This window comes from Pseudobacter sp. (genome assembly GCF_051955275.1).
Taxonomy (GTDB): domain Bacteria; phylum Bacteroidota; class Bacteroidia; order Chitinophagales; family Chitinophagaceae; genus Pseudobacter.
The window spans coordinates 23933-50908 of record NZ_JBQCGW010000322.1 but is presented as its reverse complement, the minus strand read 5'-3'; the positions used below and the strand labels follow the sequence as shown (position 1 = coordinate 50908).

23 protein-coding genes are annotated in these 26976 nt (G+C 49.5%); 13 read left to right on the top strand and 10 right to left on the bottom strand.

Annotated elements, in window-relative coordinates; translation table 11 throughout:
• The first annotated feature begins 21 nt into the window (after positions 1–21).
• Entirely contained in the window at positions 22–3909 is a 3888-nt protein-coding gene (locus ACTHMC_RS29095; RefSeq protein ID WP_440418592.1) for a TraB/GumN family protein, read from the top strand.
• Between the two features lie 42 nt (positions 3910–3951).
• Here the strand turns inward: ACTHMC_RS29095 and ACTHMC_RS29090 are convergent, their stop codons facing one another.
• Positions 3952–5652 (bottom strand): ABC transporter ATP-binding protein, encoded by a 1701-nt coding sequence (locus ACTHMC_RS29090; protein ID WP_440418591.1) that lies wholly within the window; start codon positions 5650–5652, stop codon positions 3952–3954.
• An 8-nt stretch (positions 5653–5660) separates the two neighbouring features.
• Positions 5661–6431 (bottom strand): AMP nucleosidase, encoded by a 771-nt coding sequence (locus tag ACTHMC_RS29085; protein ID WP_440418590.1) that lies wholly within the window; start codon positions 6429–6431, stop codon positions 5661–5663.
• A gap of 186 nt (positions 6432–6617) precedes the next feature.
• Here ACTHMC_RS29085 and ACTHMC_RS29080 point away from each other — a divergent pair, with 186 nt between their 5' ends.
• Complete coding sequence (locus ACTHMC_RS29080) at positions 6618–7055, top strand: type I restriction enzyme HsdR N-terminal domain-containing protein (RefSeq protein WP_440418589.1); 438 nt, start codon at positions 6618–6620, stop codon at positions 7053–7055.
• Positions 7056–7115: 60 nt separating this feature from the next.
• The gene (locus ACTHMC_RS29075; protein ID WP_440418588.1) at positions 7116–9533 is read left to right on the top strand and encodes a DUF2339 domain-containing protein; all 2418 of its coding nucleotides are present in this window, start codon (positions 7116–7118) and stop codon (positions 9531–9533) included.
• Here the strand turns inward: ACTHMC_RS29075 and ACTHMC_RS29070 are convergent.
• The 6 genes from ACTHMC_RS29070 to ACTHMC_RS29045 form a co-directional block, all read right to left on the bottom strand.
• Positions 9530–10021, bottom strand: coding sequence for an N-acetyltransferase family protein (locus tag ACTHMC_RS29070; RefSeq protein ID WP_440418587.1), 492 nt, complete (start codon positions 10019–10021; stop codon positions 9530–9532). The two genes, ACTHMC_RS29075 and ACTHMC_RS29070, sit on opposite strands and share 4 nt — an antisense overlap.
• Positions 10022–10023: 2 nt before the next feature.
• Complete coding sequence (locus ACTHMC_RS29065) at positions 10024–10446, bottom strand: GNAT family N-acetyltransferase (protein WP_440418586.1); 423 nt, start codon at positions 10444–10446, stop codon at positions 10024–10026.
• Positions 10447–10628: 182 nt separating this feature from the next.
• Complete coding sequence (locus tag ACTHMC_RS29060) at positions 10629–12038, bottom strand: Glu/Leu/Phe/Val family dehydrogenase (protein ID WP_440418585.1); 1410 nt, start codon at positions 12036–12038, stop codon at positions 10629–10631.
• Positions 12039–12085: 47 nt separating this feature from the next.
• Entirely contained in the window at positions 12086–12304 is a 219-nt protein-coding gene (locus ACTHMC_RS29055; protein ID WP_440418584.1) for a CcmD family protein, read from the bottom strand.
• Between the two features lie 7 nt (positions 12305–12311).
• Entirely contained in the window at positions 12312–12983 is a 672-nt protein-coding gene (gene ccsA / locus ACTHMC_RS29050) for a cytochrome c biogenesis protein CcsA (RefSeq protein WP_440418583.1), read from the bottom strand.
• A gap of 253 nt (positions 12984–13236) precedes the next feature.
• Complete coding sequence (locus ACTHMC_RS29045; protein ID WP_440418582.1) at positions 13237–13929, bottom strand: heme exporter protein CcmB; 693 nt, start codon at positions 13927–13929, stop codon at positions 13237–13239.
• A gap of 89 nt (positions 13930–14018) precedes the next feature.
• Here ACTHMC_RS29045 and ACTHMC_RS29040 point away from each other — a divergent pair, with 89 nt between their 5' ends.
• Positions 14019–14882, top strand: coding sequence for a DUF6263 family protein (locus ACTHMC_RS29040; RefSeq protein WP_440418581.1), 864 nt, complete (start codon positions 14019–14021; stop codon positions 14880–14882).
• A gap of 56 nt (positions 14883–14938) precedes the next feature.
• Here ACTHMC_RS29040 and ACTHMC_RS29035 read toward each other — a convergent pair whose 3' ends face one another.
• Entirely contained in the window at positions 14939–15505 is a 567-nt protein-coding gene (locus ACTHMC_RS29035; protein ID WP_440418580.1) for a thymidine kinase, read from the bottom strand.
• A gap of 73 nt (positions 15506–15578) precedes the next feature.
• Here ACTHMC_RS29035 and ACTHMC_RS29030 point away from each other — a divergent pair, with 73 nt between their 5' ends.
• Positions 15579–16304, top strand: a complete 726-nt coding sequence (locus tag ACTHMC_RS29030; RefSeq protein ID WP_440418579.1) for a hypothetical protein — start codon at positions 15579–15581, stop codon at positions 16302–16304.
• Here ACTHMC_RS29030 and ACTHMC_RS29025 read toward each other — a convergent pair.
• Positions 16277–17533 carry a 3-deoxy-D-manno-octulosonic acid transferase gene (locus ACTHMC_RS29025; protein ID WP_440418578.1) on the bottom strand — a complete coding sequence of 419 codons (1257 nt, stop codon included), beginning with the start codon at positions 17531–17533 and terminating at the stop codon, positions 16277–16279. The genes ACTHMC_RS29030 and ACTHMC_RS29025 overlap by 28 nt on opposite strands.
• A gap of 97 nt (positions 17534–17630) precedes the next feature.
• On the opposite strand from ACTHMC_RS29025, the gene ACTHMC_RS29020 reads away from it, so the two are divergent.
• From ACTHMC_RS29020 to ACTHMC_RS28985, 8 genes are all read left to right on the top strand, one after another.
• Positions 17631–18764, top strand: a complete 1134-nt coding sequence (locus ACTHMC_RS29020) for a DegT/DnrJ/EryC1/StrS family aminotransferase (protein ID WP_440418577.1) — start codon at positions 17631–17633, stop codon at positions 18762–18764.
• Between the two features lie 150 nt (positions 18765–18914).
• Positions 18915–20249 carry a UDP-glucose dehydrogenase family protein gene (locus tag ACTHMC_RS29015; protein WP_440418576.1) on the top strand — a complete coding sequence of 445 codons (1335 nt, stop codon included), beginning with the start codon at positions 18915–18917 and terminating at the stop codon, positions 20247–20249.
• 6 nt (positions 20250–20255) lie between these two features.
• Positions 20256–21239 (top strand): UDP-glucuronic acid decarboxylase family protein, encoded by a 984-nt coding sequence (locus tag ACTHMC_RS29010; RefSeq protein ID WP_440418575.1) that lies wholly within the window; start codon positions 20256–20258, stop codon positions 21237–21239.
• 121 nt (positions 21240–21360) lie between these two features.
• Positions 21361–22641, top strand: coding sequence for a nucleotide sugar dehydrogenase (locus tag ACTHMC_RS29005; protein ID WP_440418574.1), 1281 nt, complete (start codon positions 21361–21363; stop codon positions 22639–22641).
• The gene (rfbB, locus tag ACTHMC_RS29000; RefSeq protein WP_440418573.1) at positions 22641–23705 is read left to right on the top strand and encodes a dTDP-glucose 4,6-dehydratase; all 1065 of its coding nucleotides are present in this window, start codon (positions 22641–22643) and stop codon (positions 23703–23705) included. Before ACTHMC_RS29005 ends, rfbB begins: the two co-directional genes overlap by 1 nt.
• 26 nt (positions 23706–23731) lie before the next feature.
• The gene (rfbC, locus tag ACTHMC_RS28995) at positions 23732–24289 is read left to right on the top strand and encodes a dTDP-4-dehydrorhamnose 3,5-epimerase (protein WP_440418572.1); all 558 of its coding nucleotides are present in this window, start codon (positions 23732–23734) and stop codon (positions 24287–24289) included.
• A 6-nt stretch (positions 24290–24295) separates the two neighbouring features.
• Complete coding sequence (rfbD, locus tag ACTHMC_RS28990; RefSeq protein ID WP_440418571.1) at positions 24296–25162, top strand: dTDP-4-dehydrorhamnose reductase; 867 nt, start codon at positions 24296–24298, stop codon at positions 25160–25162.
• Position 25163: 1 nt separating this feature from the next.
• Positions 25164–26381 carry a glycosyltransferase gene (locus ACTHMC_RS28985; RefSeq protein WP_440418570.1) on the top strand — a complete coding sequence of 406 codons (1218 nt, stop codon included), beginning with the start codon at positions 25164–25166 and terminating at the stop codon, positions 26379–26381.
• The last annotated feature ends 595 nt before the right edge of the window (positions 26382–26976 follow it).

Sequence of the window (26976 nt, the reverse complement as noted above, 5' to 3'; positions counted from 1 at the left end):
AACCCCATCTAGCACTTTATTATGAAACGAATCCTGTTCCTGCTTCTTTTGATCTGTACCGCTTCCCTTCCTCTCCCGGCCCAGCCAGGTAAGCCAAAAGTTCAACCGAAAAAGCCAGCTGCGGCGGCTTCTACCGCACTTCCCGCAGGAAAAAAATACCCGAGTCTCCTCTGGGAGATCACCGGTAAGGGCCTCAAAAAGCCATCCTACCTCTTCGGTACCATGCACGTAAGTAATAAACTGGCTTTTAACCTGGGCGACAGCTTCTACAATGCCATCCGCAGTGTGGAGGTGGTAGCCCTGGAAACCAATCCCGAAACCTGGCAGGATGATTACAGCAGGAGCATGATGGTACGGGGCGGAAACGGACGCAATCTCAGGATGCGACGCAGCAACTGGAATGTTCCCTCCGAAAGCATGAGCATCACTTCGTTTGCTATAGACAGTTATGAAGAGCTCGCCAAAGCCTCGCTGGCACTGGAGCCCTCCATGATCAATGGCATGCTCTATCGCAGTTATGGGGGCAATTCAAACGATTTTGAAGAGAATACCTTCCTCGACATGCATATCTTCCAGGTAGGTCGTAAGCTGGGTAAGCGCGTGAGCGGGGTGGAGAATTTTGAAGAGAGCGAAAAACTGGTGGCAGAAGCCTACCGCGATGCCAGCAGAGACAAAAACAAGAAAAAGAAAAGTTATAGCTACGAAGGCATGATGAACAGCCCTAAAAAGGTGGAAGATGCCTATCGCAGCGGGGACCTCGATCTGCTGGATTCACTGGAAGCCCTGGCTGTGGAGTCCGATGCTTTCCAGGAAAAATTCATGTTCAAAAGGAACGAGATACAGGCCAATTCCATCGACAGTATCATTCGTAAGGCAAGTCTCTTTGTAGGCGTGGGAGCTGCCCACCTGCCCGGTAAACGGGGAGTGATAGAAATGCTGCGCGCCATGGGATACCATGTCCGTCCGGTAGTGATGGGGAGCCGCAACAGTGTGCAGAAAGAACAGATCGAAAAACTGCGCGTGGAGCACAGCTTCCAGCAGCAGACCGCCGACGATGGTTTTTATAAAGTGTCTATCCCCGGAAAGAAATTCTACCATTTCACGGATATGGGAGGCATCGATGTAGTGCAGTTTGCAGACCTGGTGAATGGCGCCTATTATATCGTTACACGTGTAAAGACCAATAGCTCCCTCTGGGGTGATGATGTTTCCAAAGTGGCCGACAAGATCGATGCCGCATTGTATGAAAATATTCCCGGTAAGATCATAAAGAAAACAGCCATCACTAAGAATGGTTATCCCGGCTTCGATATCCTGAACCGCACACGGCGCGGGGATATGCAGCGATACCAGATCTTCTTCACGCCGTTTGAAATGATCTTCTTCAAAATGAGTGGCAACGCTGAGTTTGTGAACGCAGGTACCGAAGCCAGTAAATTCTTCAATTCCATCTCACTCAAAGAATATATTCCGGTTCCTGAATGGACCAGCTGGCAGCCTGCCACCGGCGGTTTCAGCGTGCTGATGCCGCATACGCCCAGCATGCTGGCGGATAAGATGTGGGGCAATAACCGCCTTGAATATGCTGCTGTAGACAGGAAAGATGGAAACAGCTACGCCGTTTTAAAACTGAACATCCATAACTATTCCTATATCGAAGAAGATAGTTTTGAGCTGAACCTGATGGATGAAAGCTACCAGTATTCAGGATATATGGATAAGCCGTTGACCAGGAATTTCGCGTCCTTCAAAGGATATCCATCACTCAACTGTACTTACCAACACAAGGATGGCAGTTTCAGTACCGTGAAATACATCATTCAGGGACCGAACTATTATGCAGTGGTTGCCAGGTACAGGAAAGAGGGCTCTTCTGTAAAGAAATTCATGGAATCTTTCAATCTTACGCCGCTGGTATATCCCGTGGCCACCCTGCAAACGGATACCCTTATGCGCTTTTCTGTGAAAAGCCCTGTTCCCCTAAGCACGCTGGATCCCAAAGAAGCTGAGATGTTCCAGTTCATGGTCAATCTCAATAAAGACGAGAATGAGGAAGATGAGAATTACGATGCCAACTACAAAACATTGCTGCTCGGAAATGATACGCTGGGAGAAAAGATCTGGGTGACTTACTCACAGTTGTCGAAGAAAGCATATAATAAGGATAGTCTTGGTTTCTGGAAAGGCATGTTCGGAGATAGCTGGAATGAAGACAGCTCACTGATCTTCAGAACCAATTCCACCCAACGCCTGGCCGATGGTACACGTCAGTACGACTTCTCTGTATCCGACACCGGCAGCAGCCGCCTGCTGCTCAGCAGGGTTTATTATAAAGACGGGCATGTGTTCTCTTTCAGCGCACTCACGGATACCGTCACACGAAAAAGTGCTTTTCTGGATGCGTTTTACACCAGCTACACACCTAACAGTTCTGCAAAAGGCAGTGAACTGCTTAATAAGCAGAACAGTGAATATATCCGTGACCTGTTCAGTAAGGACAGTGCTGCTTCCAAAAGGGCCGCAAAGCAGATCTTCCGGATGGACTTCGACAGTACGGATGTTCCGCTGCTGAAGGGGGCCATCGATTCCCTCAACTGGAGTGTCAGGAATTATATGGCTGCAAAAGGATTCTTCATCAAAGAGCTTGGTTACCTGAAAGACCGTTCGGTAGTGCCTTATCTTACCCAGTTATACTGGAAGATAAAAGACACGTCGGATCTGCAGCAGGCCATCCTGAAAGCCCTGCTGAGCCAGCGTAATAAAGAAGGGTTCCAGGCATTCAAGGAGCTTATGCTTCAGGAGCCTCCGATCATAGAATCGGACGATAATGATTACAGGAGTGATTTCTCCGTTCGCAGGGATGTTGACATTATCACGGTTGCTGCCGCGGGAAAGAACTATCAGTATAATAATTCCAACTGGCGTCAGCTGTATGACTCGCTGGCGCTTACCCGTACGCTCTTCCCGGATATGCTGCAGTTCCTCAATATCGATGACTTCAAGCATGAAACACTGGATCTGATGCATGTGCTTACGGATAGCGGTTACCTGAAAGGATCCGATTATGAATCTTATCTCAGCAAACTCTACCTCGATGGCAGGCAGCTCCTTAAAAAACAGATTGCGCTGGAAAACAGGAAACGGATGGAGAAGGTATCACGCAAGGATGTGAGCAACCTTTACAATAAGGACGAGGATGATGAAGAGGAAGATGATGAAGACTTCTGGGATGAAGGAAATGCCGCGGTGGATCAGTATTCTGTGCTGTTACTGCCTTTCCGCAGCAAGCACCAGGGTATTCAGAATTATTTCGCCCAGCTGATGACCACAGGTGATCGCAGGCTGCTTTACAATAGCTTCATCCTGCTGCTGCGCAACGGGCAGCCGGTCCCTGATTCTTTGTACACCAAATTTGCAGCCCTGGATAATTACCGTGCTGAACTGTACGCAGACCTTAAAAAACTGAATAAGCTCGATAATTTCCCCAAAGCTGAAAAGAACCAGCTGGCGATTGTGAAAAGCATGATGATGGATGAAATGGGGGATTATAAAAAGCCGGATACCCTGGTGTTCATCGAGGCTTTGCCGGTTACTTACAAAGGGAAAGACGGCCTGGTGTACTTCTACAAGTACAGGAAAATGCGTGACGATAATACCTGGCAGCTGGCGGTAGCGGGTATGCAACCTGCCAACAAAGACAGCATCGATGTTGAAGTGAATGAGTTCATGCAGGTGAGCGGCCGCACGCTGGAAAACGATCAGCCCGAGAAAGAGCAGATCAGGAAAGTACTGAAAGAAATGCTTAATACCCTCCACCCCTGTGCCGAAGAATACTACGAAGCCAGGCGTTATGCGCGCTACAAAAGCATGTTATCCGAAATGGTAAAAGGCCGGCGATACCAGGACTAATAAACGTACTGGCCGCACCCTGTCTTTTCAGGCCGCATCCTGCTAAATTGCTGCTTTCGGAATAGATGCAATCAACTGTTTCGTGTACTCCTGCTTGGGATGCAGGTATACTTCTTCCGCATCTCCCATCTCTTCTATCATCCCTTTGTTCATTACCATAATCCGGTCAGATATATACCGCACAACAGAAAGATCATGTGATATAAAAATAGTAGTGAGATCGAATTCCTGTTTCAGATCATTGAGCAGGTTCAGGATCTGCGCCTGCACGCTCACATCGAGTGCGGAAACGGATTCGTCGCACACCACAAAAGTGGGGCCCAGGCTGAGGGCACGTGCGATCACGATCCGCTGCCTTTGCCCGCCTGAGAACTCATGCGGATAGCGGTTGAAATGTTCCGGCTTCAGGTCAACTTTCTGCAACATCTCCATGGCGCGGTCTTTCCGTTGAGATGCGCGGTTCAGGATCCCATGCACTTTCATCGGTTCCACGATAGCATCACCGATGGTCATACGGGGATTGAGACTGGAGTAGGGATCCTGGAAAATGATCTGGATATTCCTGCGCAGGTCTTTCAGCGCATCTTTTTTGATGGCTGTAATATGCTGACCGTTGTACCAGATGGCTCCGCTGGTAGGGGCGATGAGCCGGAGCAGAGTCCTGCCCAGTGTGGTTTTGCCACAGCCGGATTCTCCCACCAGGCCCAGGGTTTCTCCTTTGCGGACGGTGAAGCTGACATCGTTCACGGCTTTTATATAATCGAGTGGTTTGCCGAAGAAAGTTTTTCTGGCGGGAAACCAGACGTTGAGATTTTCAACTTTGAGTAAAATGTCTTCAGTTGAAGGTGCTTGCGGTACGGCTGCGGTTTTGGGAGAAACGATAGTTGTTTTGCCTTCCAGGAAATCACTTACCACCGGCAGGCGTTCGCCTTTGCGGTGGAGGATGGGGCGACAGGCCAGCAGTCCTTTGGTATAAGGATGTTGCGGGGCATGGAACAGCTGGCTGGTGCTGCCCTGTTCAACGATCGCTCCTTTGTACATCACTACTGCGCGGTCCGCCACTTCTGCCACCACGCCCAGATCATGGGTGATGAAGATCACGCCCATCTTTTCCGTTTCCTGTAATCCGCGGATCAGTTGCAATATGGTTTTCTGAACGGTCACATCCAGTGCGGTGGTAGGCTCATCGCAGATGAGCAGGCTGGGGTTGCAGCTCATGGCCATGGCGATCATAACTCTTTGTTTCTGTCCACCGCTCAGCTGATGCGGATAGCGGTCCATCAGTAAGGATGGGTTGGGCAGTTTTACCTTTTCAAAAAGTTCAAGTGTTCTGGCTTTAGCTTCGGTTGCAGATATCCGTTGGTGCTGTTTTATCGCTTCCATCACCTGCTGCCCGCAGGTGAATACGGGGTTGAGGGAGGTCATGGGCTCCTGGAAGATCATGGCGATCTTATGGCCTCGGATCTTGCTGAGTGCAGAGGCGGATTGGTGAAGCATTTCCACCTGTTGCTGTCCATCTTCCGAGAACAGGATGCTGCCTGCTGCATAACGTGCAGGGGGAGCGGGTAGTAGCTGTAATATGGAAAGGGAGGTCACTGATTTGCCGGAGCCGGATTCGCCTACAATGGCCACGATCTCTCCGCGGTTGACTTCGATAGATATATTCTTTACGGCGGTGGTGGTTCCGGTTTCGTTCACAAAATCCACCTGCAGGTCCTTGATCTGTAAAAGAGGGTAGGGCATGTGCTGGATCAGAATTTCAGGTGCTTTACAGTAAGTCCGTCGTTGATGAGTTGCTTGAGGGAATCGATGCCGATATGTACATGCCGCTCCACGAAAGTGGAAGTCACTTTTTTATCGCTCTCTTCAGTTTTAACGCCTTCCGGTACCATGGGCTGATCACTCACCAGCAGCAGGGCGCCGGTGGGTATTTTGTTGTAGAAGCCTACAGAAAAGATAGTGGCGGTTTCCATATCGATGGCGTATGCACGAACGCGTTGCAGGTATTCTTTGAACACTTCATCGTGTTCCCATACACGGCGGTTGGTGGTATACACGGGGCCCGTCCAGTAATCCACGCCATAGTCGCGGATGGTGGTGGACACCGCTTTCTGCAGTGCGAAGGCTGGCAGTGCCGGCACTTCGGGCGGGAAGTAGTCATTGGAAGTACCTTCTCCGCGGATGGCTGCAATGGGAAGGATGAGGTCGCCGATATTGTTACGTTTCTTCAATCCTCCGCATTTGCCGAGGAAGAGAACGGCGCTGGGTTCGATGGCTGTGAGGAGATCCATCACGGTAGCGGCCCCGGGGCTGCCCATACCGAAATTGATGATGGTGATATTGTCGGCGGTGGCGCATTGCATCGGCCTGTCGGCGCCAACCACCGGTACCTTGTTCCATTCAGCAAAAAGACTTACATAATTACTGAAATTGGTGAGCAGGATATATTTACCGAAGTTCTCCAGCTTTTCGCCGGTGTAGCGGGGCAGCCAGTTTTTGACGATTTCCTCTTTGGTCTTCATAGTCTAAATTTCGTGTATTTAATTGATATAACAAGGCAGCGTGCAGCCAGCCGCTCGCGTCCCCCGAGTGGCTTATGTTCCGTCGCCTCCGGCGACGCTGTGTTCGCCGGGAGGCGAATAAATAAAAGTTACTCGCGGGGACGAGAGCGACTGGGCACACTCTGAATTTTCCTTAGTTTTGGCGCTATGCTTCGCATCAATTACCCGGAACATCCATTCAGGTTCAAAAAAACCGACGGGAAGGAATTCATTTTCGATGAGTTCCGGAAGAGCTGGGTGCGGCTTACCCCGGAAGAATGGGTGCGACAAAACTTTTTACAGTACCTGCTGAAAGTAATGAAATACCCGGCATCGCTGATAGCGGTGGAGCGGGAGCTCAGACTGGGTGAGCTCAAAAAAAGATTCGATATCCTGGTATACAATCAGCAGCACCAACCCTGGCTGATGGTGGAATGCAAGGCCATGGGCATCCCGCTGGAAGAGTCTGTACTGATGCAGGTGCTTCGTTATAATATTGCCGTTCCCGTTAGTTACCTCATCATCACCAACGGTGAGTTTTGTGCAGGATTTGTTAAAACTGGTACTGACTTACAGGCCATTGATACCCTGCCCGCTTACAATTGAACCTTTACAGTTGGTTATTTCCCCTTTTTTGTTGTTTCTTTATTTGCATTAACTGCGCCTATGAATAGTATTGAAGAAAAAATTGCGCTGATCACTGTACGCATCCAGGAACTGGCTGCGCAACAGCATGTATTCAATGCTCAGCTGATGGAGCTGAAGAAGGAGCTGGAACTGTTGAAAACTCAGGCAGGTCTTGAAGCAAATACTATTCAAACCGGGGTTGAAAATACACCTGTTGAAACGGAAGACAAACAGGCGCCAGTGCTCACTGCGGCAGACCTGCTGCCGCCGGTGAAAAGGCCCGTTCAGCCAGTGCATCCTGCTCATAAAGGCAAACCTCCGGTAAGGGTGCCGGTTCAGCGTACAGAAACGGCTGTTGCTCATTCTCCGGTTCAGGAAGCAAAAAACAAGAATGTTGAAGAGTTCCTCGGTAAAAACCTCGCCAGCAAAGTGGGGATACTGGTTACCGTTATAGGGATCTTCATCGGTGCAAAATATGCCATCGAGCATGATCTGATCAGTGTGCAGCTGCGCATCATCCTGGGGTACCTGGCCGGGATAGTACTGGCAGGACTGGGATACCGTCTTCGTAACAAATACCCCGGATACAGTGCGGTGCTGATGGGTGGCGGATTATGTGTGGCTTATTTTATAACCTATATAGCATTCACGTATTACCAGCTGTTCCCCAGGATGGCGGCATTCGGTATCATGGTTGCGGTAACTGCCGCTACCGTATATGCATCTGCGTTATACAACCGGGTGATTATTGCGCACCTGGCGCAGGTAGGTGCGTATGCCATCCCGTTCCTGCTGAGCAATAATTCCGGGAATTACGGGGCGCTCTTCACGTATATCGCCATCATCAATGCGGGCATGCTGATAGTTTCTTTCAAAAAGAACTGGAGCAGCCTGGTGTATGCGGCCTTCGGTACTACATGGCTTATTTATATCTTCTGGTTCTGTTTTGTAGGGCAGGGGAGTAAGTTCACCGGTATATCCTGGTCTTTCGTTATCATTTATTTCATATTGTTCTATGCAAGTATACTCGGGTACAAACTGATCCGGAAGCAGGCTTTCAATGCGGGCGACATCATCATTCTGCCTGTAAATGCATTCATCATTTATTTCGTGGGCATGGAGCTGTTGCGGGATGCGCATGTCTCCGGATGGACCAAGGGCGGTTTCACTTTGCTGAATGGGCTGGTGCATTTTGCCGTGGCTATATTGCTTAAAAGAAGGACTGGGAAAGAAGATGCGGCATATCAGATGCTCATCTCACTTCTTATTACTTTTATTGGCATCTCAGTTCCGGTAGCCTTAAAAGGAAACTGGATACCACTTACCTGGACGGCCCAGGCATTGAGCCTGTATTTTCTGGGTAGAAAATGGAAATCTGCGCTGTACCTGAATTTCAGCCTGGCAGCTTCAATGCTGGCTTTGTTTGCAGCCAATGCGATGTATTTCTTCAGGCTTTTTGAATATGATGAATCTGCGGGAAGCATAATGAATCATAAAGCATTTGCCCATCCGGCTTTCTACACAGGTTTATTGGTGTATATAACATTCATCCTACTGACCGGATGGAATAAACGTCATGATCTGAAAAATGATGGTATCAAAGGCACAGGCCTGACGCAGGTCTTTTATACTTTTATCATCCCCATATTTACTATACTCTTTGTTTATATATTGTTTCTCGCAGAGATCAATTTGTTCTTTACCAATATCGAGAATACACTGAGTGGTGCCGATGGCAGTTTCGGACCATGGTCAACAGAAGTTGCCAATCACCTTCCGGTTGCGCTCCTGTTATATTCCTTCTTTTTTGTTTGCGCGATTGCAGCTGCCAATCAATACTGGTTCAAAAGTCAGGCTTTACGGATTGTGGGGGCGGTATTGTTTATTTTGCTGCTGTGGATCTGGGGCTTGGCCGGCCTTCCCAAACTGAATGATGTGGCGGCCAACTATTACCAGAAGCAACAATCGGGTTTGTATTTCGGGGCCTGGAACCTGCTGAGCAGGTATGTCTTTCTGCTGCCCATAGCTGGCCTGTTCTACTATTTCAAAACTGCATCCGGCACCGAAGAGAGCAGGAAGCGGATAAAGCAGCTCTGGCCCCAGCTACTGGTGCTGGTGCTGATCGTATTCCTCAGTTTCGAATACCTGCTCTGGACCCGCGTGAGCGGTGCCAACAATCAATACAAATACGGACTGAGTGTGCTCTGGGGATTGTTTGCACTGGCGCTGATCGTCTATGGCATCTGGAAGAAACACCGCGGACTGCGGCTGTCTGCCATGGCCATGCTGGTGATCACGCTGATCAAGCTGACCTTCTTCGATCTCAGTCATGCCAATACGCTGACGCGCACCATCACTTATATTGCGTTGGGAGGAATTCTGTTGCTGATTTCGTATCTGTATAACCGTTATAAGGAACTGCTCTTCGGAAATGATGAGCCGGATGCGGCGGGTTAAACCGTTCTGCCCAGGATGAGCACGCTGCGCAGAATGCCATCCAGCAGGCATACATCGGGGAGATTGCCCCATTGTTCAAAGCCGTATTTCTGAAAGAGCCTGATGCTGGGCTCATTGTGGGCAAAGATCTTGCCGAGCAGTTTTTGCACGCCCAGTGCGGGCGACTGATCGATGGCGTATTGCAGTAATTGTCCGCCCAGCCCCTTGCCTCTGGCTGCAGGATCGAGGTAGATACTGATCTCGGCAGTGATATTATAGGCGGCGCGTTCGGAAAAATCAGAGAAGCTCATCCAGGCGATCACTTTATGCTGTTCGTTCTCCACCACCCATAATGGACGGCGTGCCGGATCATGATCATCGAACCAGATCAGCCTGTTCTCTGTGCTGACAGGCTCCAGGTCTGCCGTTACCATTCGTCCGGGGATGGTTGAATTATAGATGGCCACAATTGTGGGAAGGTCCTGCAGCGTAGCGTTCCTGATGTTCATACTCATAATTTTTTCTGGAAATGGAAGCCAAGGATCCTGTACCCCTGGTTGATCCAGAAGCGGATTCCTTTTTCATTGGTCACATAAGCGTTGAGCTCAGATACGATGCAACCTTCTTCACGGCCGTAATTGTGCACGAAGTCCATCATCTTTTCACCGATCTGCTGATTGCGGTATTCCGGCAGAACCATTACATTGTCCGGCTCGATATGTTTGCCGTTATAGAATTTATTCAGGATCCAAACCCCGGTGATGCCGATGAGTTTATCATTATCATAAACGCCCACGCATTTGTAGCGATGGTTCTTCATTTCCGCCAGCCGTTCTTCCAGGATCTCTTCTGAAATGGTGTAGTTGTTGAGCACCTGCAGCAGGGGCAGGATAGCGGTCCATTCTTCAGGTGGTATGAATCTGATATCGTACATAAAATTTTGTAATTAATCATTTGCAGGCTGTGTCAGGGACTGCGGCAGCATCATCAGGAATAACAATGCTTTGGGGTATTCGAGAGTAGGATGGTGACTTCATGGTGCTATGTTCTCAAATTACAAAAAAAATCCCACCTGCTTTCGCAGGCGGGACTATATCGTAAAACAAGCATTGCTCTTTATGGGAAGATGCCGAGCTCAGCATAGCTGGTACCTACCTTGTTGATGGCCACCACATATGCGGCTGTGCGCATATCGGGGATCTCGGGGTTGGATTTCCAGGCGTCCATGATCTCGCGGGTAGCGGTGATCATCGTTTCTTCCAGACCGCTGCGTACCAGGTCAACTTCTTCAGGTCCGTGCAGGATGAAGTCTTTTTCACGCTGGTTTACAGTTTTTCCGGTCAGGTCTTCGATCTGGCCCAGGATATGATTGTTCAGGTTCTCTGTGAAGCGTTTTTCCATCCGGCCATATCTTACGTGGCTGAGGTTTTTCAACCATTCGAAGTAAGAAACGGTTACACCACCTGCGTTCAGGTACATGTCGGGAACAACCAGTGCGCCTTTCTTAGCCAGGATCTCATCAGCTTCGGGGGTCAGTGGTCCGTTAGCGGCTTCACCGATCACTTTTGCCTTGATGCGGGGAGCGTTCTCTCCGTTGATCACGTTCTCCAGAGCGGCAGGGATGAGGATATCGCACTCGAATTCCAGAGCATCTGTATTTTTCGCAAAGTTGGTAGCGCCGGGGAAGTTGAGGATAGAACCGGTTTTCTTGCGGTGCTCGAAAACGGCATCGATATCCAGACCATCGTTATTGTAGATAGCACCTTCGTATTCCGCGAGGGCTACTACTTTGGAACCAGCTTCTGCAAAGAATTTGGCAGAGTGGTAGCCTACGTTACCGAGGCCCTGTACTACTACTCTCTTTCCTGCAACGCCGGTGGTCATTCCGAGTTTCTGCATTACATCGGGCATATTGCACACTTCGCGCAGACCGTAGAAAACGCCGAGGCCGGTAGCTTCGCGGCGGCCACGAACACCACCCTGTGTAACGGGTTTACCGGTAACGCAACCGAGTGCATCGATCTCGCCAGGGCGCATGCTCTGGTAAGTATCCACGATCCAGGCCATTTCACGTTCGCCGGTTCCGTAGTCGGGAGCCGGAACGTCTATGCCAGGTCCGATGAAGTTCTTCTTGATCAGCTCCGACGTGTAACGGCGCGTGATCTTTTCCAGTTCGTATGGAGTGTATTTTTTAGGATCGATTGTGATTCCACCTTTTGCGCCGGCGAATGGTACGTTCACGATAGCGCATTTGTAGGTCATCAATGCTGCAAGGGCCATTACCTCATCGAGGTTAACGCTCATGGCAAAACGGATACCACCTTTACAAGGCAGTTTGTGATGGGAGTGCTGAACCCGGTATGCTTTCACCACCTCGATCTTCTCACCGATCTTCACGGGGAAGTGCATGCGGTAAACGGCATTACACTGTTTGATCTGTTCAAGGATACCTGGATCCCATTTAGTAAACTTAGCGGCTTTGTCAAAACTTTTCTCCACCGCTCCAAAAAAACTGTACTCTGACATGATTAAGCTATTTAAATGTGAAATGGTGAATGTGTCTGCAATAAAGGCTAGGATTGCTTTTCCAGCCTTGAGATCTTTCTGTCGAGCCGTATAACGTACACGTACAGCCCCAGAAGGATGGTTACTATTACAGCCACAACCACGTATATTTTTCCATCGGCCCGCAATCCGGTTGATTGAGCGGAGGCGACATCGTTAGTACTATCCTGTGCCGTGGCGATGAACACCAGCAGCATTGATAAGAAGGTTATGATGAATTTTTTCATGATCGATTTAACTGAAATGTTTTTTTTCTTCTAACGTACGCAGGCGCACATTAAGTGTGCTGATCCAAACGCCGAGAAGGGTCCAGCCTAATACAGCCGGCCAGAATACCAATCGCATGGTAGGGTCCAGAGAACCACCCCCGAATCCGGGATTGCCCTCCACGCCCTGACCGCCGGGATGCAGGCTTTCCACCATACGCGGCAGTACCATGATCATGGGTATATAAATGAAATAAGCGAAAATATTGTACACGGCTGCCACTCTTCCTCTCTTGTCGATATCCGTCATGGAATTGCGCAGCACAAAATAGGCGAGATAGATCAGCAGGGCGATGGCTGCTCCCAGTTGCTTGGGATCATTGTTCCAGGGAGCCCCCCAGGTATAGTTGGCCCAGATCATACCCGTCAGCAATCCCAGGATGCCCATCACAGATCCGGTTCTGGCAAATTCAGTGGCCATGAAATCATTGTGCAGCGTAGGCTTACGGAGATACCTGATCGAATAGACCAGGGATACAGTTATAAGGATCAGCTGACCAAACCACATCGGAACATGGAAGAACAGGTTGCGGATAGTTTCATACAAATTACCGATGATTGGTACTTTGATGAGGAAACCTGCAATAAAAGTGTAGAGCAGTAAAACGATACTTAGTATTTTCCACCAATACTGGCGCATATTCCGGTTCGATTAGATGATCGGACGTTGGCCATTTTGCTTCAGCACAGCGTTTAGGGTAATCGCCAACTACCTGATTAGGTGGGGCAAAATTAGGGGAAGGGATAGTAAAAGCGAAATAATGAATGCTAAAACAAGAAAAATGAAAAAACCTGTCGTTTTTACGCAGTTGTTTGATTGAATCGGCAGGAAACCAGGGTTTTCCTGAATTTTCAATCCTGAATTTCAGGAAATATTGAATGAAACCGGGAATTTAATCCTTCCACAGAAAGGGAAACAGGATCACCGCCAGCAGTACTACCAGTATATCCAGCCCCGCCAGCAGCATTACCAGCTGTCCGAGGCCGGCCTGTATCACATCTGCAAAAGCCACCGTGGAGATCTTCATCAGCAGCATCAGCTGCGGAATGATCAGCGGAAAACCCATAATGGCCATCAGCGCCGCATTCTGCTGTGCCCTGGCCGCAATGGCCGCCAGGAAAGTGAAAACAAGGCTGAGACTGCAGCCCCCCAGGCATACGATACCTGTGAAAGTCCAGGGGTTGTTGATGGGATTGCCCATCAGCAGGAAGAAAAGCAGCATGCTCACCAGGCTCATCACTACCATCAGCATGGCATTGAAAAGCAACTTGCTCAGTACAAAATCCCGGGCGCCGGCAATAGTATAGAAGTACAGCATCCGCCCCCGGCTCTCGGCCAGGAAGCTCTTGGCCACCGCATTCACACAGATAAAAAGCTGGATCATCCAGAACAATCCATTCCAGACATTGTCCTCCGGATGATTCATGGCCAGGTACAATACAAAAATGGTACTGGCCACATACAATATCACGCCATAAAAAGTATACTGCTGCCTGACTTCCAGGAGCAGGTCTTTTTTTACAAGTGCCAGTATGGATTGAAATGAATTGATGGAATCAGCGTTATTGTTGCGCGAAATTAACATTTAAGCGGTCAACTGCTGATAATTTCCGTACTTTATTCAATAATTCCACTCCACCCGGTATGACTTTAAGATCCTGTATAGCAGTCTGTTTGCCGCTTTTATGCGGTGTTGTAATGATGTCTTCCTGTAAAGAAGAAACGATTGATCTCCGCTTTGTGCCGGAGAAGAACCAGCCGTATGAGCTCGCTTACCAGGAAGACCTGACAGCTGATTATAAAGGGGCAAAACAGACCCATAGCCTGGGCAGCTCCCTTATATTGAAGCCTGTGCAGGATACAGGACTGAATATAAATGCCACGTATAAACGCTTTTGGGTAAAGGTCATCAATGCAACGGACAGCCTGAATGTTGACACAGACCATCCCGTTCCCTACCGCAGTGATGACCCACGCACACTTGTTCCCGCTGTTTGGCAGGGAGTGCAGGGGCAGTCATTCAGCTACGGGATGAATAATCTCGGGAAACTCGAAAATATTGGCTCCTTTACACCACTGCTTCATGCCATCACTAAAAAAGTACTGCCTGATTCCACTGCCGCCAATTCTGCGGAATTCAGCAAGGTATGGGATATAGCTGCCGGACAATTCTCTCCGGCTGCCGCGTCGGCCATGCTCTCGTCCATCTTCCCCGAATTTCCCGGCTATATGATCAAAAAAGGAGACACGCTCAATCGTGTGTACCAGGTTCCGGGCGCCATCCCGCTGACTGTTTTACAGGTATATAAGGTGTCTGAGATCAAAGGAGACCAGGTGACACTGATCCTGGGCGGTTCAGGGTTTACGGACAATACAACGTCCACTTCACTGAAAGTGGGGCAGGAAGGAAGTTTTAAAATAAACAGGCACACAGGTATGATCGAGTCTGTTTACATTGAAGCAGTGATGGAAGGCAAGGTGGAAAATGAGCCCTATAAACAAAGCTCCGTGATCAGGGCGAGTTGTAAGAAATTGTAATATCGGAGAGCAGTCGCTCGCCAGAAGCGAGCGACTGGGCACTGCATAATTATCTTTTATCTTTCGTAATAACATTTGCGGCAACGCGGTTCATAGAGGTCTTTTTCACCCAATAGCAGTTGGGTGGGACTTGCCACTTTGCGATAAGAGTAGTTGGCTATATTTCCACATTTCATGCAGATGGCATGAAGCTTGGTGATATAATCTGCTTTGGCAAGGAGGAAGGGCATCTGTCCGAAGGGCTTACCGGAGTAATCCATATCCAGGCCCGCAATGATCACCCGTACACCGCGGTATGCCAGCTGATCACATACATCCGGTAACTGGTCATCAAAGAACTGGGCCTCATCGATACCTACTACATCCACATCACTGGCCAGTAAAAGGATGGTCTGTGCGCTTTCGATAGGAGTAGAGAGAATGGCGTTTTCATCATGTGAAACAATCTGTTGTTCGTGATATCGCGTATCTATTTTGGGTTTGAAGATCTCTACCCGGAGATTGGCGATGCGCGCGCGTTTCAGTCGTCTGATCAACTCTTCCGTTTTTCCCGAAAACATGGAGCCGCAGATCACTTCTATACTTCCACGCCGCTCACCGGATATGTTAGGTTCTATGAACATGTTAACGGAAATAGGTATAATAATTGTTAACTTTATGGTACAAACACATAACCCACAAAAGTACCCACTGATTATGGAGCGTTTAGCACAATTGATCAGCAAATTAAACGAACAATTCGAACAAAATGCTGATCCCTCGCAACTATTAGTGACGGCTCAATTGATTGAGTCGGAGCTGGTGCAATTGTCTGCCGTGTCGCGGAAAGTGCCGGGTACCTCCAAAGTGGCCGTGGTTATGCCTTCCAGCCGTTCTTCATTCCCTGTTATTACACCACCTGCCCCGGTGCAGAAGCAACCTGAACCGGAGCCCGTGCAGGAGCCTGAACTACCGGTTTTTGAAGAGCCTGTTCAGGAAGAAACCATTCCGGAAGTAGAGGAAGTTCCTGTGATGCACGGACAGAGCAACGGGTATCATTACGATCCTATCCGTGAGATACCCACGCTCGCACACCAGTCATCAGGTCGTGAAATCAATGATTCCATCGCTTTTGCCACCCAATCCTCTCTTAATGATAAGTTAAAAGAAGAGGTGGTGGAAGTAGGTCACCGGCTCAACGATTCTCCTGTTCGTGATCTCAAACGCGCCATCGGTGTGAACGATCGCTTTGTATTCATCAGTGAACTTTTCCGTGGAGATGAAGTGATGTACGAACGCAGCATAAAAACCATCAATGGTTTCCGCATCCTGCCCGAAGCCGAGTACTGGATTGAAAGGGAATTGAAAGTGAAACTGGGATGGGATGAAACCAAACCCGTTACCCGCCATTTCTATCAGTTGGTCAAAAGACGGTTCTCCTGAATATAACTGGTCACCGCTTTGGTGGCCCCGGTTTTGGAAACAACATACTGAGCCGCTGCTGAAGCGGCTTTTTTATATTCAGTTTCATCCTGCAGCAATTCATTGAACACCTCTTCCAGCTCCAGCGCTGTTTCAATACTGATGCCGCCGCCGCTTTCCACCAGTTCATCCGCTTCAATGAATTTATCATACACGGGCCCGAATACCACCGGTTTACCGTATACCGCGGCTTCCAGCACATTGTGAACGCCATCTTTGCCAAAGCCTCCGCCTATGTAGGTGATGGTAGCGTAATGATAGAGCTTGCTCAGCATCCCGATATTATCGATAATGAGCGTATTCACTGACGGGGCTGCCTGTAATGTTTTGCTCCATTCGGAATAGCGGATCGTATGTTTGAAAAGTTTTTCTATATCATGAAGGTGCGGTGCCTCTATTTCATGCGGCGCAATGATAAAACGGATCTCCGGATGTGTATTGGCGTAATGATCCAGTTCCTCTTCATCTGCATCCCAGGTGCTGCCGGCCACTATCACCGGATGGTTGCCACAGAAAGCTTCAATGGCCGGGATGGGCTTGAACTGGCCGGCGATCTCCGCCACCCTGTCGAACCGCGTATCCCCGTTCACGGTCACCTGTTTGAACCCGATGCCATTCAGCAATTCGCGGGAAGCTTCATTCTGCACGAATAACTGCGAAAAACTCTCCAGGATATACTGATGCAGGCGGCCGTACCACTTGAAAAAGGGCTGGTCTTTCCGGAAAATGCCGGAAATAAGCAGCACAGGCACCTGTTTTTTGCGCAGACCGGTAAGATAATAGTACCAGTATTCATATTTTACCCATAGTACCAGGCTGGGATTCACCAGGTTGATGAATTTAACGGCACTGATCTTGTTATCCATGGGCAGGTAGGTGACCAGGTCGGCCCCCTTGTAATCTTTCCGCACTTCATAACCGGAGGGGGAGAAGAAGGTGAGGAGGAGGCGGTAGCCGGGATACTGGCTGCGGAGGGCCTCCAGAACGGGGCGGCCCTGCTCAAACTCCCCGAGAGAGGCGCAATGCATCCAGATCCAGGGCCCCTGATTATTATCAAATTGTGGTTTAATAGTATTGTACCAATCCTTCCTGCCCCTGACCCATAACCGGGCTTTTGGGTTCCAGAGTGCAGCGATCCGTATGGCGGACCGGTATAACCAACAGAAAATATTATAGAAAAAAAGGTGCACGGGTAACTTAATTATGAACAAATGTAAGGGGAATGCAATTGCTGAATCCGTTTTTTTGTACTAGGTTTGTGCCCGTTTAAAAAGAAATATTACAAGTATGCGGGCTATACAAATGGTTGATTTGAAAGCGCAATATGCCAGGATCAAGACGGAAGTTGATGCAGCTATCCAGGATGTGATTGATAATACTGCCTTCATCAATGGCAAAGCGGTCACTGATTTTACCGCCAGCCTTACTGCATACATGGGCGCAAAGCATGTGATCCCCTGCGCCAACGGCACGGATGCGCTTCAGATAGCCATGATGGCGCTGGACCTGCAGCCTGGCGACGAAGTGATCACGCCCAGCTTCACTTATGTGGCTACCACCGAGGTGATTGCCCTGCTGCGCCTGCAGCCGGTATTCGTGGAAGTGGATCCCAGGACGTTCTGCGTGGATCCTGCTGCCATCGAAAAGGCCATCACGCCTAAAACAAAGGCAATCGTTCCCGTGCACATGTTTGGCCAGGTGGCTGATATGGAAGCCATCCAGGACATCGCCAAACGCCACAATCTCTATGTAATTGAAGATACCGCCCAGGCAATCGGGGCAGACTATACGTTCAGCAATGGTACCACCAAAAAGGCGGGAACTATTGGTACAATCGGCACTACATCCTTCTTTCCGTCCAAAAATCTGGGCTGTTACGGAGATGGTGGTGCAATATTCACCAATGACGATGCGTTAGCTACCCGGTTAAAAATGATTGCCAATCACGGGCAGAGCAAACGGTACTACCACGATCTGGTGGGGTGTAACAGCCGTCTGGACTCTATGCAGGCGGCAGTGCTTAACTGCAAACTGCCTCACCTGGATGAGTACGCGGCAGCCCGCCGGAAAGCGGCTGATTATTATGATAAGGCTTTTGCCAACCATCCTAAGATCAAGACCCCTTACCGTTCCCCGGATTGCAACCATGTTTTCCACCAATACACCCTTGTACTTGAAGGCGTAGACCGTGACGGACTGAATGCATTTCTGGCTGAGAACGGAATCCCTTCCATGATTTATTATCCAGTACCCGCCCATCGTCAGAAGATGTTTGACGCTTTTGGCGGCGCAGCTTTCGATCTTAAAATAACCGACTGGCTTACAGAACGGGTGATCTCGCTGCCTATGCATACCGAATTGGCCGATGAACAACTCAGTTTGATCACCAAGAAAGTTTTGGAGTTTATTAATAAAGGGTAAACGCCAGGTTGAAAGAAGAAGCACAGGTTATTTTTTTAAGAAAGATTGCGCCAGCGTTGCATTCACTACTTCGGGGTGAGCGCAATTGCGAGGTCATGACCCTGTTGTAAAACTTCCAGTAAATCAGACACCCTAAAAAAACAATTCAAAATGAAAATCGCTGTTGTAGGTACCGGATACGTAGGACTTGTTACCGGTACATGTTTCGCCGAAACCGGCAATGATGTTACCTGCGTGGACATTGACAAGGGAAAAGTTGAAAAGCTGTCTAACGGACAGATCACTATTTATGAACCAGGCCTGGAGAAACTCTTCCTCCGCAATGTAAAGGAAGAAAGACTCCGCTTCACCACCAGCCTGGAAGAAGGCATCAAAGATGCCGAGATCATCTTCCTGGCCCTGCCAACTCCTCCCGGAGAAGACGGCTCAGCCGACCTGAAATACATTCTCGGCGTGGCTGATCACCTGGGTAAGATCCTGAAAGACTACAAAGTGATTGTTGATAAAAGCACTGTACCTGTAGGCACTGCCGAAAAAGTACATGCTGCAATAGCCAAAAACTACAAAGGCGAATTCGATGTGGTATCCAACCCCGAATTCCTCCGCGAAGGCGTGGCTGTTGATGATTTCATGAAACCAGACCGCGTTGTGATCGGCGCAGGCTCCGAAAGGGCCCGCAAGCTCATGGGCGATCTCTATTCACCCTTCGTGCGCTCCGGCAACCCCGTGATCTACATGGACGTCCGCTCTGCAGAGCTCACCAAGTATGCCGCCAACTCCTTCCTCGCTACCAAGATCTCCTTCATGAACGAAGTGGCACAACTCTGCGAAAGGCTCGGCGCCGACGTGGATATGGTGCGCCGTGGCATCGGTTCCGATGACCGTATCGGCAAACGCTTCCTCTTCCCGGGCATCGGATACGGCGGAAGCTGCTTCCCCAAAGACGTGCAGGCCCTGGTGAAATCATCCAATGAAGTTGAATACGATTTTCGCATATTGAACGCCGTTATGGATGTGAACGAACGCCAGAAACTGCATCTTATCCCCAAGATCAACAAGTTCTTCAACAATGATCTGAAAGGAAAGAAGTTCGCTATCTGGGGGCTTGCATTCAAACCCAATACAGATGATATCCGTGAGGCTCCGGCCCTCTATATGATCGATGAACTGCTGAAAGCAGGCGCTACCGTAAGTGTATTTGATCCTGAAGCCATGGCCAATGTAAAAGGTGTGGTGGGCGATAAGATCCAGTACGCGGAAAACCAGTACGATTGCCTGGAAGGCGCAGAAGCACTCATCATTGCCACTGAATGGAATGAGTTCCGCACACCCAACTTCCTCAAGATCGTTACCGTAATGAAGAACAAAGTGATCTTCGACGGCCGTAACCTCTTCGAAGGAAGCGCAGTGAAGGAATTAGGTTTCTATTACGAAAGCGTGGGCAGGGCAACTGCTATCCCAACAAACGGCACTACTCACAAATAATACAGCATGTCAAAAAAACGGGTACTCATCACCGGTGCAGCAGGATTTCTCGGTTCTCATCTCTGCGACCGTTTTATCAAAGAAGGATTCCATGTGATCGGGATGGACAATCTCATCACCGGCGACCTCCGCAATATCGAACACCTGTTCAAACTGGAACAGTTCGAGTTCTATCATCATGACGTTTCAAAGTTCATCCACGTTCCCGGTGAACTGCATTATATCCTGCACTTCGCTTCACCAGCCAGCCCTATCGATTACCTGAAGATCCCCATTCAGACACTGAAAGTGGGTTCCCTGGGTACGCATAACTGCCTGGGTCTGGCCAAAGCGAAAAAAGCACGAATCCTCGTAGCCTCTACTTCTGAGATCTACGGTGATCCGCTGGTACACCCGCAGAACGAGGAATACTGGGGCAATGTAAACCCCGTAGGCCCGCGTGGTGTGTACGACGAAGCCAAACGTTTCCAGGAAGCCATGACCATGGCCTACCATAATTTCCATGGTGTGGAGACCAGGATCATCCGCATCTTCAACACCTACGGACCACGCATGCGCCTCAACGACGGCCGTGCATTGCCCGCATTCATCGGCCAGGCACTCCGTGGCGAAGACCTCACCGTTTTCGGAGACGGATCACAAACCCGCAGCTTCTGTTATGTGGACGACCTGGTGGAAGGTATCTACCGGCTGCTCATGAGCGATTACACACAACCAGTGAATGTGGGTAACCCTGATGAGATCTCGCTTAAAGACTTTGCGGAAGAGATCATCAAACTCACCGGCACCAACCAGAAGATCGTTTACAAACCATTACCGGTAGATGATCCCAAACAACGGCAGCCGGATATCACCCGCGCCAAAGAAGTGCTGGGATGGAGCCCGAAAGTGAAAAGGGCAGAAGGCCTGAAGATCACCTACGACTACTTCAAAGCCCTGCCCTCCGAAGAATGGTACAAACAACCAAAAGAGTTCAACAGCATCAAATAGCATCCAATAGGAACCACCAGGTTCCTTTTGCTGCTTTTAATAAACCCAATTTCCCTTGCCTGTAGATAAAGAACGGAGCTATTGATTCCCTTTCATTTATTTACAAAACAATTTTGTTGACATGTACCAGCAGTTATTAGATAAAAACGCTAGACTGGCAGTAGTTGGATTAGGTTATGTAGGATTACCCATTGCACTGGAGTTCGCCAAAAAGATCCCGGTGATCGGTTTCGATATCAACAGCAGGCGCGTGGAGATGATGCGCAAAGGCATCGATCCCAGCAAGGAAGTGGAAGGATCGCATTTCAACGATTGCGATATCACCTTTACGGATGATGAAGAAGTATTGAAAACAGCCAATGTATTCATCGTTGCGGTGCCTACACCGGTTGATAAATACAATGTACCCGATCTGAAACCGCTGGAAAGCGCTTCTGCTACGGTAGGCCGCGTATTGAAGAAAGGTGATTATGTTGTTTTCGAGTCCACTACCTATCCCGGTTGTACGGAAGAGGATTGTCTTCCTATCCTGGAAAAGATCAGTGGCCTGAAAATGGGCACCGATTTCAAACTCGGTTACTCACCCGAAAGGATCAACCCGGGCGATAAGAAGAACACGCTGAAAACCGTGGTGAAAGTAGTATCCGGTAACGATGCGGAATCACTCGAAGAAATTGCAAAGATCTATGAACTGGTGGTAGATGCAGGTGTACACCGCGCTTCCTCCATCAAAGTGGCGGAAGCCTCCAAGATCGTTGAAAATACACAGCGCGATCTCAACATCGCACTGATGAATGAACTGAGCCTGATCTTTGACCGCATGGGCATCAACACTTTTGAAGTGATAGAAGCTGCCGGCACCAAATGGAATTTCCTGAAATTCCAGCCCGGACTGGTAGGTGGTCACTGTATTGGTGTGGACCCATACTATCTCACGTACAAAGCGGCATCACTGGGCTATGAAAGCAAGGTGATCACTGCCAGCCGTTTCATCAACGATGATATGGCCAAGTACGTGGCCAGGAAGATCATCACGCATGTTCTCCGTAATTCCAACGAGCCCAAAGTGCTGGTGAAAGGTGTTACATTCAAAGAGAACGTGAGCGATATCCGCAACTCGAAGATCATCGATACGGTAAAAGAACTGCTGGCCTTCAACTTCCAGGTGGATGTGGAAGACCCATATGCAGAAACAGATGAAGTACATGAGGAATACGGCCTGCACCTCACCCGTAAAGTGAGGAATGATTATGACGCCGTCATCGTTACTGTACCTCATGCTCCATATATCTCTATGACTGACCATGATTTCGCTGCCATCACAAGGCCCCACGCAATTGTGGCCGACCTGAAAGGCATATTTAAAAACAAAATCACCAGCAGAAACTACTGGAGTTTATAATGGCAAACTATTCCAACAAAATCATGATCACCGGCGGCGCCGGTTTTATCGGCTCACATGTTGTGCGCCTTTTCGTGAACAAGTACCCTTCATACCTCATCGTTAATGTGGATGCCCTCACGTATGCAGGCAACCTGGAAAATCTCCGCGATGTAGAGAAGAAAGAGAACTACGTATTCGAGAAAGCAGATATCCTGGATGAAGCCAGAATTGTTGCGCTGTTTGAGAAGTATGATTTTGATGGCGTGATCCATCTCGCCGCAGAAAGCCATGTAGACCGTTCCATCAAGGACCCGTTGGCCTTTGTACGCACCAATGTACTGGGTACGGTGAACCTGCTCAACGCCAGTAAACAGCACTGGAAGAATAAAGGCATGGAAGGCAAACGCTTCTACCATGTATCCACAGACGAAGTGTATGGCTCACTCGGGGAGACCGGCTTCTTTACCGAAACCACCCCTTATGATCCACGCTCTCCATACTCCGCTTCCAAAGCGTCTTCCGACCATTTTGTAAATGCCTATCATCATACCTACGGGCTGCCCGTTGTAATGAGCAACTGCTCCAACAACTACGGCTCACATCACTTCCCCGAGAAGCTGATCCCGCTGATGATCAACAATATCGTGAACAACAAACCACTGCCTGTTTATGGCAAGGGGGATAATGTGCGCGACTGGCTCTTTGTGGAAGATCATGCCACCGCTATCGACACCATCTTCCACAAGGGAGTGAATGGCGACAGCTACAATGTGGGCGGATTCAATGAATGGAAGAATATCGATATCGTGCACCTGCTCTGCGGCATTATGGACAGGAAGCTGAACCGCCCCGCAGGCGAATCAGCCAAACTGATCACATTTGTTACAGACCGCCCCGGCCATGATCACCGCTACGCGATAGATGCCACCAAACTCAATAAGGAACTGGGCTGGAAGCCGAGCCTCCAGTTTGAGGAAGGCCTGGAAAAAACAGTGGACTGGTATCTTGCCAACGAAGCCTGGATCAAAAACGTGACCTCCGGAGAATACCAGCATTATTACGAAGAACAATACAAAAAATAACCCCGAATCATTAAAACAATCAACTGATGCCTTTCATTGACACTGATTTTCCAGGGCTGATCATTTTTGAACCAGCCGTATTTGAAGATGACCGTGGTTATTTCTTTGAATCCTATAACGACAGGGTGTTTGAAGACATGAATATCGGCCCCTTCGTACAAGACAATCAATCTCATTCCAGATACGGAGTGATCCGCGGTCTCCACTATCAGCTGGATCCCAACGCTCAGGCCAAACTGGTACGTGTGCTCTCCGGCAGCATCTGGGATGTGGTGGTGGATATCCGTAAGGGTTCCCCCACTTTCGGTAAAACATTTTCCATCGAGCTTTCTGCTGACAACAAGAAGCAACTCTATATTCCCGGTGGCTTTGCACATGGTTTCTCCGTGCTCAGCGAAAATGCCGATGTACTGTACAAATGCGATGCGTTCTACGCCAAAGAATCCGAAGGCGGGATCGTTTACAATGATGCGCAGCTGAACATCGACTGGAAGATCCCTGCAGACAAAGTGATCGTGTCTAAAAAAGACCTGATCAATCCTTCGTTCGCCGAGTGCCGCAACAATTTCGAATTCAATTCATAATTGCGTATGTCCACCCCCGTTATCCTTATCACCGGTGCAAACGGACAACTGGGCAGCGAGCTCCGTGCCCTGCAGTTGAAATACCCTGCCTACCATTTTATAGGTACAGACAGGAACGAGTTGCCGATCCAGGACGCAGCCGCCGTGCAGCGCTGGTTTGCTGAACACAAGCCTGCTTTCTGCATCAATGCCGCTGCCTACACCGCCGTTGATAAGGCTGAAACGAACGAAGCGGACGCTTACGATATCAATGCCAGCGCAACCGGCATTCTCGCTGCCGCCTGCGCCGCACATGGCGCGAAGTTCATTCATGTATCCACGGACTATGTGTTCAATGGCAGCTCAGCTGATCCCTACACGGAAGACCAGCCCACCGATCCCATCAATGTGTATGGGGCGAGTAAGCTGAAAGGAGAGGAGCTGGCCATTCAACAGCATGCAGACAGCATCATCATCCGCACTGCCTGGGTATATTCTGAATTCGGTAACAACTTCGTGAAGACCATGCTCCGCCTCATGAAGGAACGTGAGTCCCTCAACGTGGTGAGCGACCAGGTGGGAGCACCTACCTATGCAGCCGACCTCGCCGCTGCCATCATGCAGATCATCGACGGTGGTAAATGGCAGGCAGGCATCTATCATTACAGTAACCAGGGACGTATCAGCTGGTACGATTTCGCTGTTGCCATCCGCGACCTCAGCGGTCTCCCCTGCGCAGTGAATCCTATCCCTTCCGCTCAATATCCAACTCCTGCCCGCAGGCCTTCTTTTTCCCTGCTGGACACCAACAAAATCAGGAATACTTTCAACCTGTCCATTCCCCAATGGGAAAGCAGCCTGAAAGTTTGTCTTCATCAATTAAATCAGGGTTGATATGAGCAGGCAGCGCGACATCATTTGTTTCAGTCTCAGCCGTTGGGATTCCGAGATCTCATCCCCGGCGCTTTCACTGGCCAAGGAATTCGCGCGTAATCACCGCGTCTTCTACATCGACCATCCCTTCAGCTACAAGGACTACTACCAGCTGAAGAACACTGAACAGATCAAACGCCGCAAGCCAGCCCTGCTGCATGGCAAGGATCCCTACAGCAATCCGCCGGGACTGCCAGCCAACCTCACGGTAGTAACCACCAGGCTGACCTGGCCCATCAACTTCCTGCCACCCGGCGCCATTTACAACAAGCTGGCCGCCTTGAACGACCGCATCGTTCTCCGCACCATCCGCCAACTCATCAAAGACTATAACCTGAAGGATTTCGTTTACCTGAACTTCTTCGATCCATACTTCGTTCAGAAGCTCCCCGAGGATATCAAAAAGCTCACTGCCGTATCCGTGTATCAATCCATGGATGATATCTCCCAGGTGGCTTATTCGCATCGTCACGGCACCCGCCTCGAGGAAGAGACCGTCCGTAATTTCGATTACACACTCTGCACCTCCAAGGAGCTGACCCGTCTGAAGAGCCCGTTCAACAAGAACGTATTCTTCCATCCCAATGCTGCCGATATCGATATCTTCGAGAGGGCTGCCACGGAACTGCTTCCCAAACCCGAAGCGCTGCAGCAGATCCCTGCAGGCAAAAAGATCATCGGTTACACCGGCAGCATCGAGTACCGTTCCGACTTCGAGTTGCTCAAAAAGATTGCTGAACATCACTCCGACAAGATCCTTTTCTTCGTCGGCCCCATCCAGGGCACCGAAGTGCAGGACATCGGCCTGGACAAACTGCCGAACGTGATATTCGCTGGTCCCCGCAAGATCACCGAGTTACCGAACTTCCTGCAGTACTTCGACTGCGTGCTTATTCCTTTCCGCAAGACCACGCTCACCAAAAGCATTTATCCGCTCAAGATCAATGAATATCTTGCCGCAGGTAAACCCGTTATCGCCACGCATTTCTCCGAAGACATCTACACTTTCCGCGACGTGGCCTATATTGCCGAAGACCACAATGAATTCCTTCAGCTCATCGACAAAGCCATTTCCGAAAACAATCCTGACCTGCAATCCAAACGCATGGCTGTTGCCCGCCAGAACACCTGGACTGCCCGTGTGGATCAGTTCTGGAAGATTGTCGGACTTGGAATATAAATTGCCGGACTTGGAATATAAAAAGCCGGGTTGGAAAACATACCCACACCAGTTGGGGTACTATTGTGCGTTGGGGGGAGTGTCAGGGCTGTGGTGCAATGCCTGGCCAGGAAATGGTATGTTTTCAAGACCCTCTTTTTACATTCCGCGCCGGCATGGGCTGCGTGGAGGTGCGGCAATAAAACGGCAGGTCCAAATTCTATAAAGTAAGTAATCCATTAAATCACGCACCCCCTGCCGCCATTCATAAAAACTTCCCGAGGCTTTATCATCATAAAGCGATTCCCTTCGGGGTGGGCAGGGGTCTGCTTTTTTATCTCTCGCCATATCAGGGGGGCTATGCTTCGGGCGGGGGTGGGCAGAGGGGCCTTCAAAACATACGATCCCATAGCCCGGCTCAGCACCACCTCCCTAACATCCCCCACCACAGCCCATCAAAGCTCAAAAAGGTGTGGGTATGTTTTACAGCCCCGGCGTCCACCCCGCCCGAAGCACAAAGCCCTAAACCATAAGAGATAAAACAAGCCAACCCCTGCCGGGGTTAGCCCTTAAATTGGCGGGATCACACCGCATCCATCTTACCGTCTTATTCTAC

Bases quoted from the DNA above. Each gene is read 5' to 3' on its own strand.
- ACTHMC_RS29095 (WP_440418592.1), top strand. From the start codon at position 22: ATGAAACGAATCCTGTTCCTGCTTCTTTTGATCTGTACCGCTTCCCTT.
- ACTHMC_RS29075 (WP_440418588.1), top strand. From the start codon at position 7,116: ATGAATAGTATTGAAGAAAAAATTGCGCTGATCACTGTACGCATCCAG.
- ACTHMC_RS29060 (WP_440418585.1), bottom strand. From the start codon at position 12,038: ATGTCAGAGTACAGTTTTTTTGGAGCGGTGGAGAAAAGTTTTGACAAA.
- ACTHMC_RS29055 (WP_440418584.1), bottom strand. From the start codon at position 12,304: ATGAAAAAATTCATCATAACCTTCTTATCAATGCTGCTGGTGTTCATC.
- ACTHMC_RS28985 (WP_440418570.1), top strand. From the start codon at position 25,164: ATGAGCAGGCAGCGCGACATCATTTGTTTCAGTCTCAGCCGTTGGGAT.
- ACTHMC_RS29070 (WP_440418587.1), bottom strand. From the start codon at position 10,021: ATGAACATCAGGAACGCTACGCTGCAGGACCTTCCCACAATTGTGGCC.
- ACTHMC_RS29020 (WP_440418577.1), top strand. From the start codon at position 17,631: ATGCGGGCTATACAAATGGTTGATTTGAAAGCGCAATATGCCAGGATC.
- ACTHMC_RS29030 (WP_440418579.1), top strand. From the start codon at position 15,579: ATGGAGCGTTTAGCACAATTGATCAGCAAATTAAACGAACAATTCGAA.
- ACTHMC_RS29065 (WP_440418586.1), bottom strand. From the start codon at position 10,446: ATGTACGATATCAGATTCATACCACCTGAAGAATGGACCGCTATCCTG.
- ACTHMC_RS29085 (WP_440418590.1), bottom strand. From the start codon at position 6,431: ATGAAGACCAAAGAGGAAATCGTCAAAAACTGGCTGCCCCGCTACACC.
- ACTHMC_RS29015 (WP_440418576.1), top strand. From the start codon at position 18,915: ATGAAAATCGCTGTTGTAGGTACCGGATACGTAGGACTTGTTACCGGT.
- ACTHMC_RS29090 (WP_440418591.1), bottom strand. From the start codon at position 5,652: ATGCCCTACCCTCTTTTACAGATCAAGGACCTGCAGGTGGATTTTGTG.
- ACTHMC_RS29080 (WP_440418589.1), top strand. From the start codon at position 6,618: ATGCTTCGCATCAATTACCCGGAACATCCATTCAGGTTCAAAAAAACC.
- rfbB (WP_440418573.1), top strand. From the start codon at position 22,641: ATGGCAAACTATTCCAACAAAATCATGATCACCGGCGGCGCCGGTTTT.
- ACTHMC_RS29035 (WP_440418580.1), bottom strand. From the start codon at position 15,505: ATGTTCATAGAACCTAACATATCCGGTGAGCGGCGTGGAAGTATAGAA.
- ACTHMC_RS29010 (WP_440418575.1), top strand. From the start codon at position 20,256: ATGTCAAAAAAACGGGTACTCATCACCGGTGCAGCAGGATTTCTCGGT.
- rfbC (WP_440418572.1), top strand. From the start codon at position 23,732: ATGCCTTTCATTGACACTGATTTTCCAGGGCTGATCATTTTTGAACCA.
- rfbD (WP_440418571.1), top strand. From the start codon at position 24,296: ATGTCCACCCCCGTTATCCTTATCACCGGTGCAAACGGACAACTGGGC.
- ACTHMC_RS29005 (WP_440418574.1), top strand. From the start codon at position 21,361: ATGTACCAGCAGTTATTAGATAAAAACGCTAGACTGGCAGTAGTTGGA.
- ccsA (WP_440418583.1), bottom strand. From the start codon at position 12,983: ATGCGCCAGTATTGGTGGAAAATACTAAGTATCGTTTTACTGCTCTAC.
- ACTHMC_RS29045 (WP_440418582.1), bottom strand. From the start codon at position 13,929: ATGTTAATTTCGCGCAACAATAACGCTGATTCCATCAATTCATTTCAA.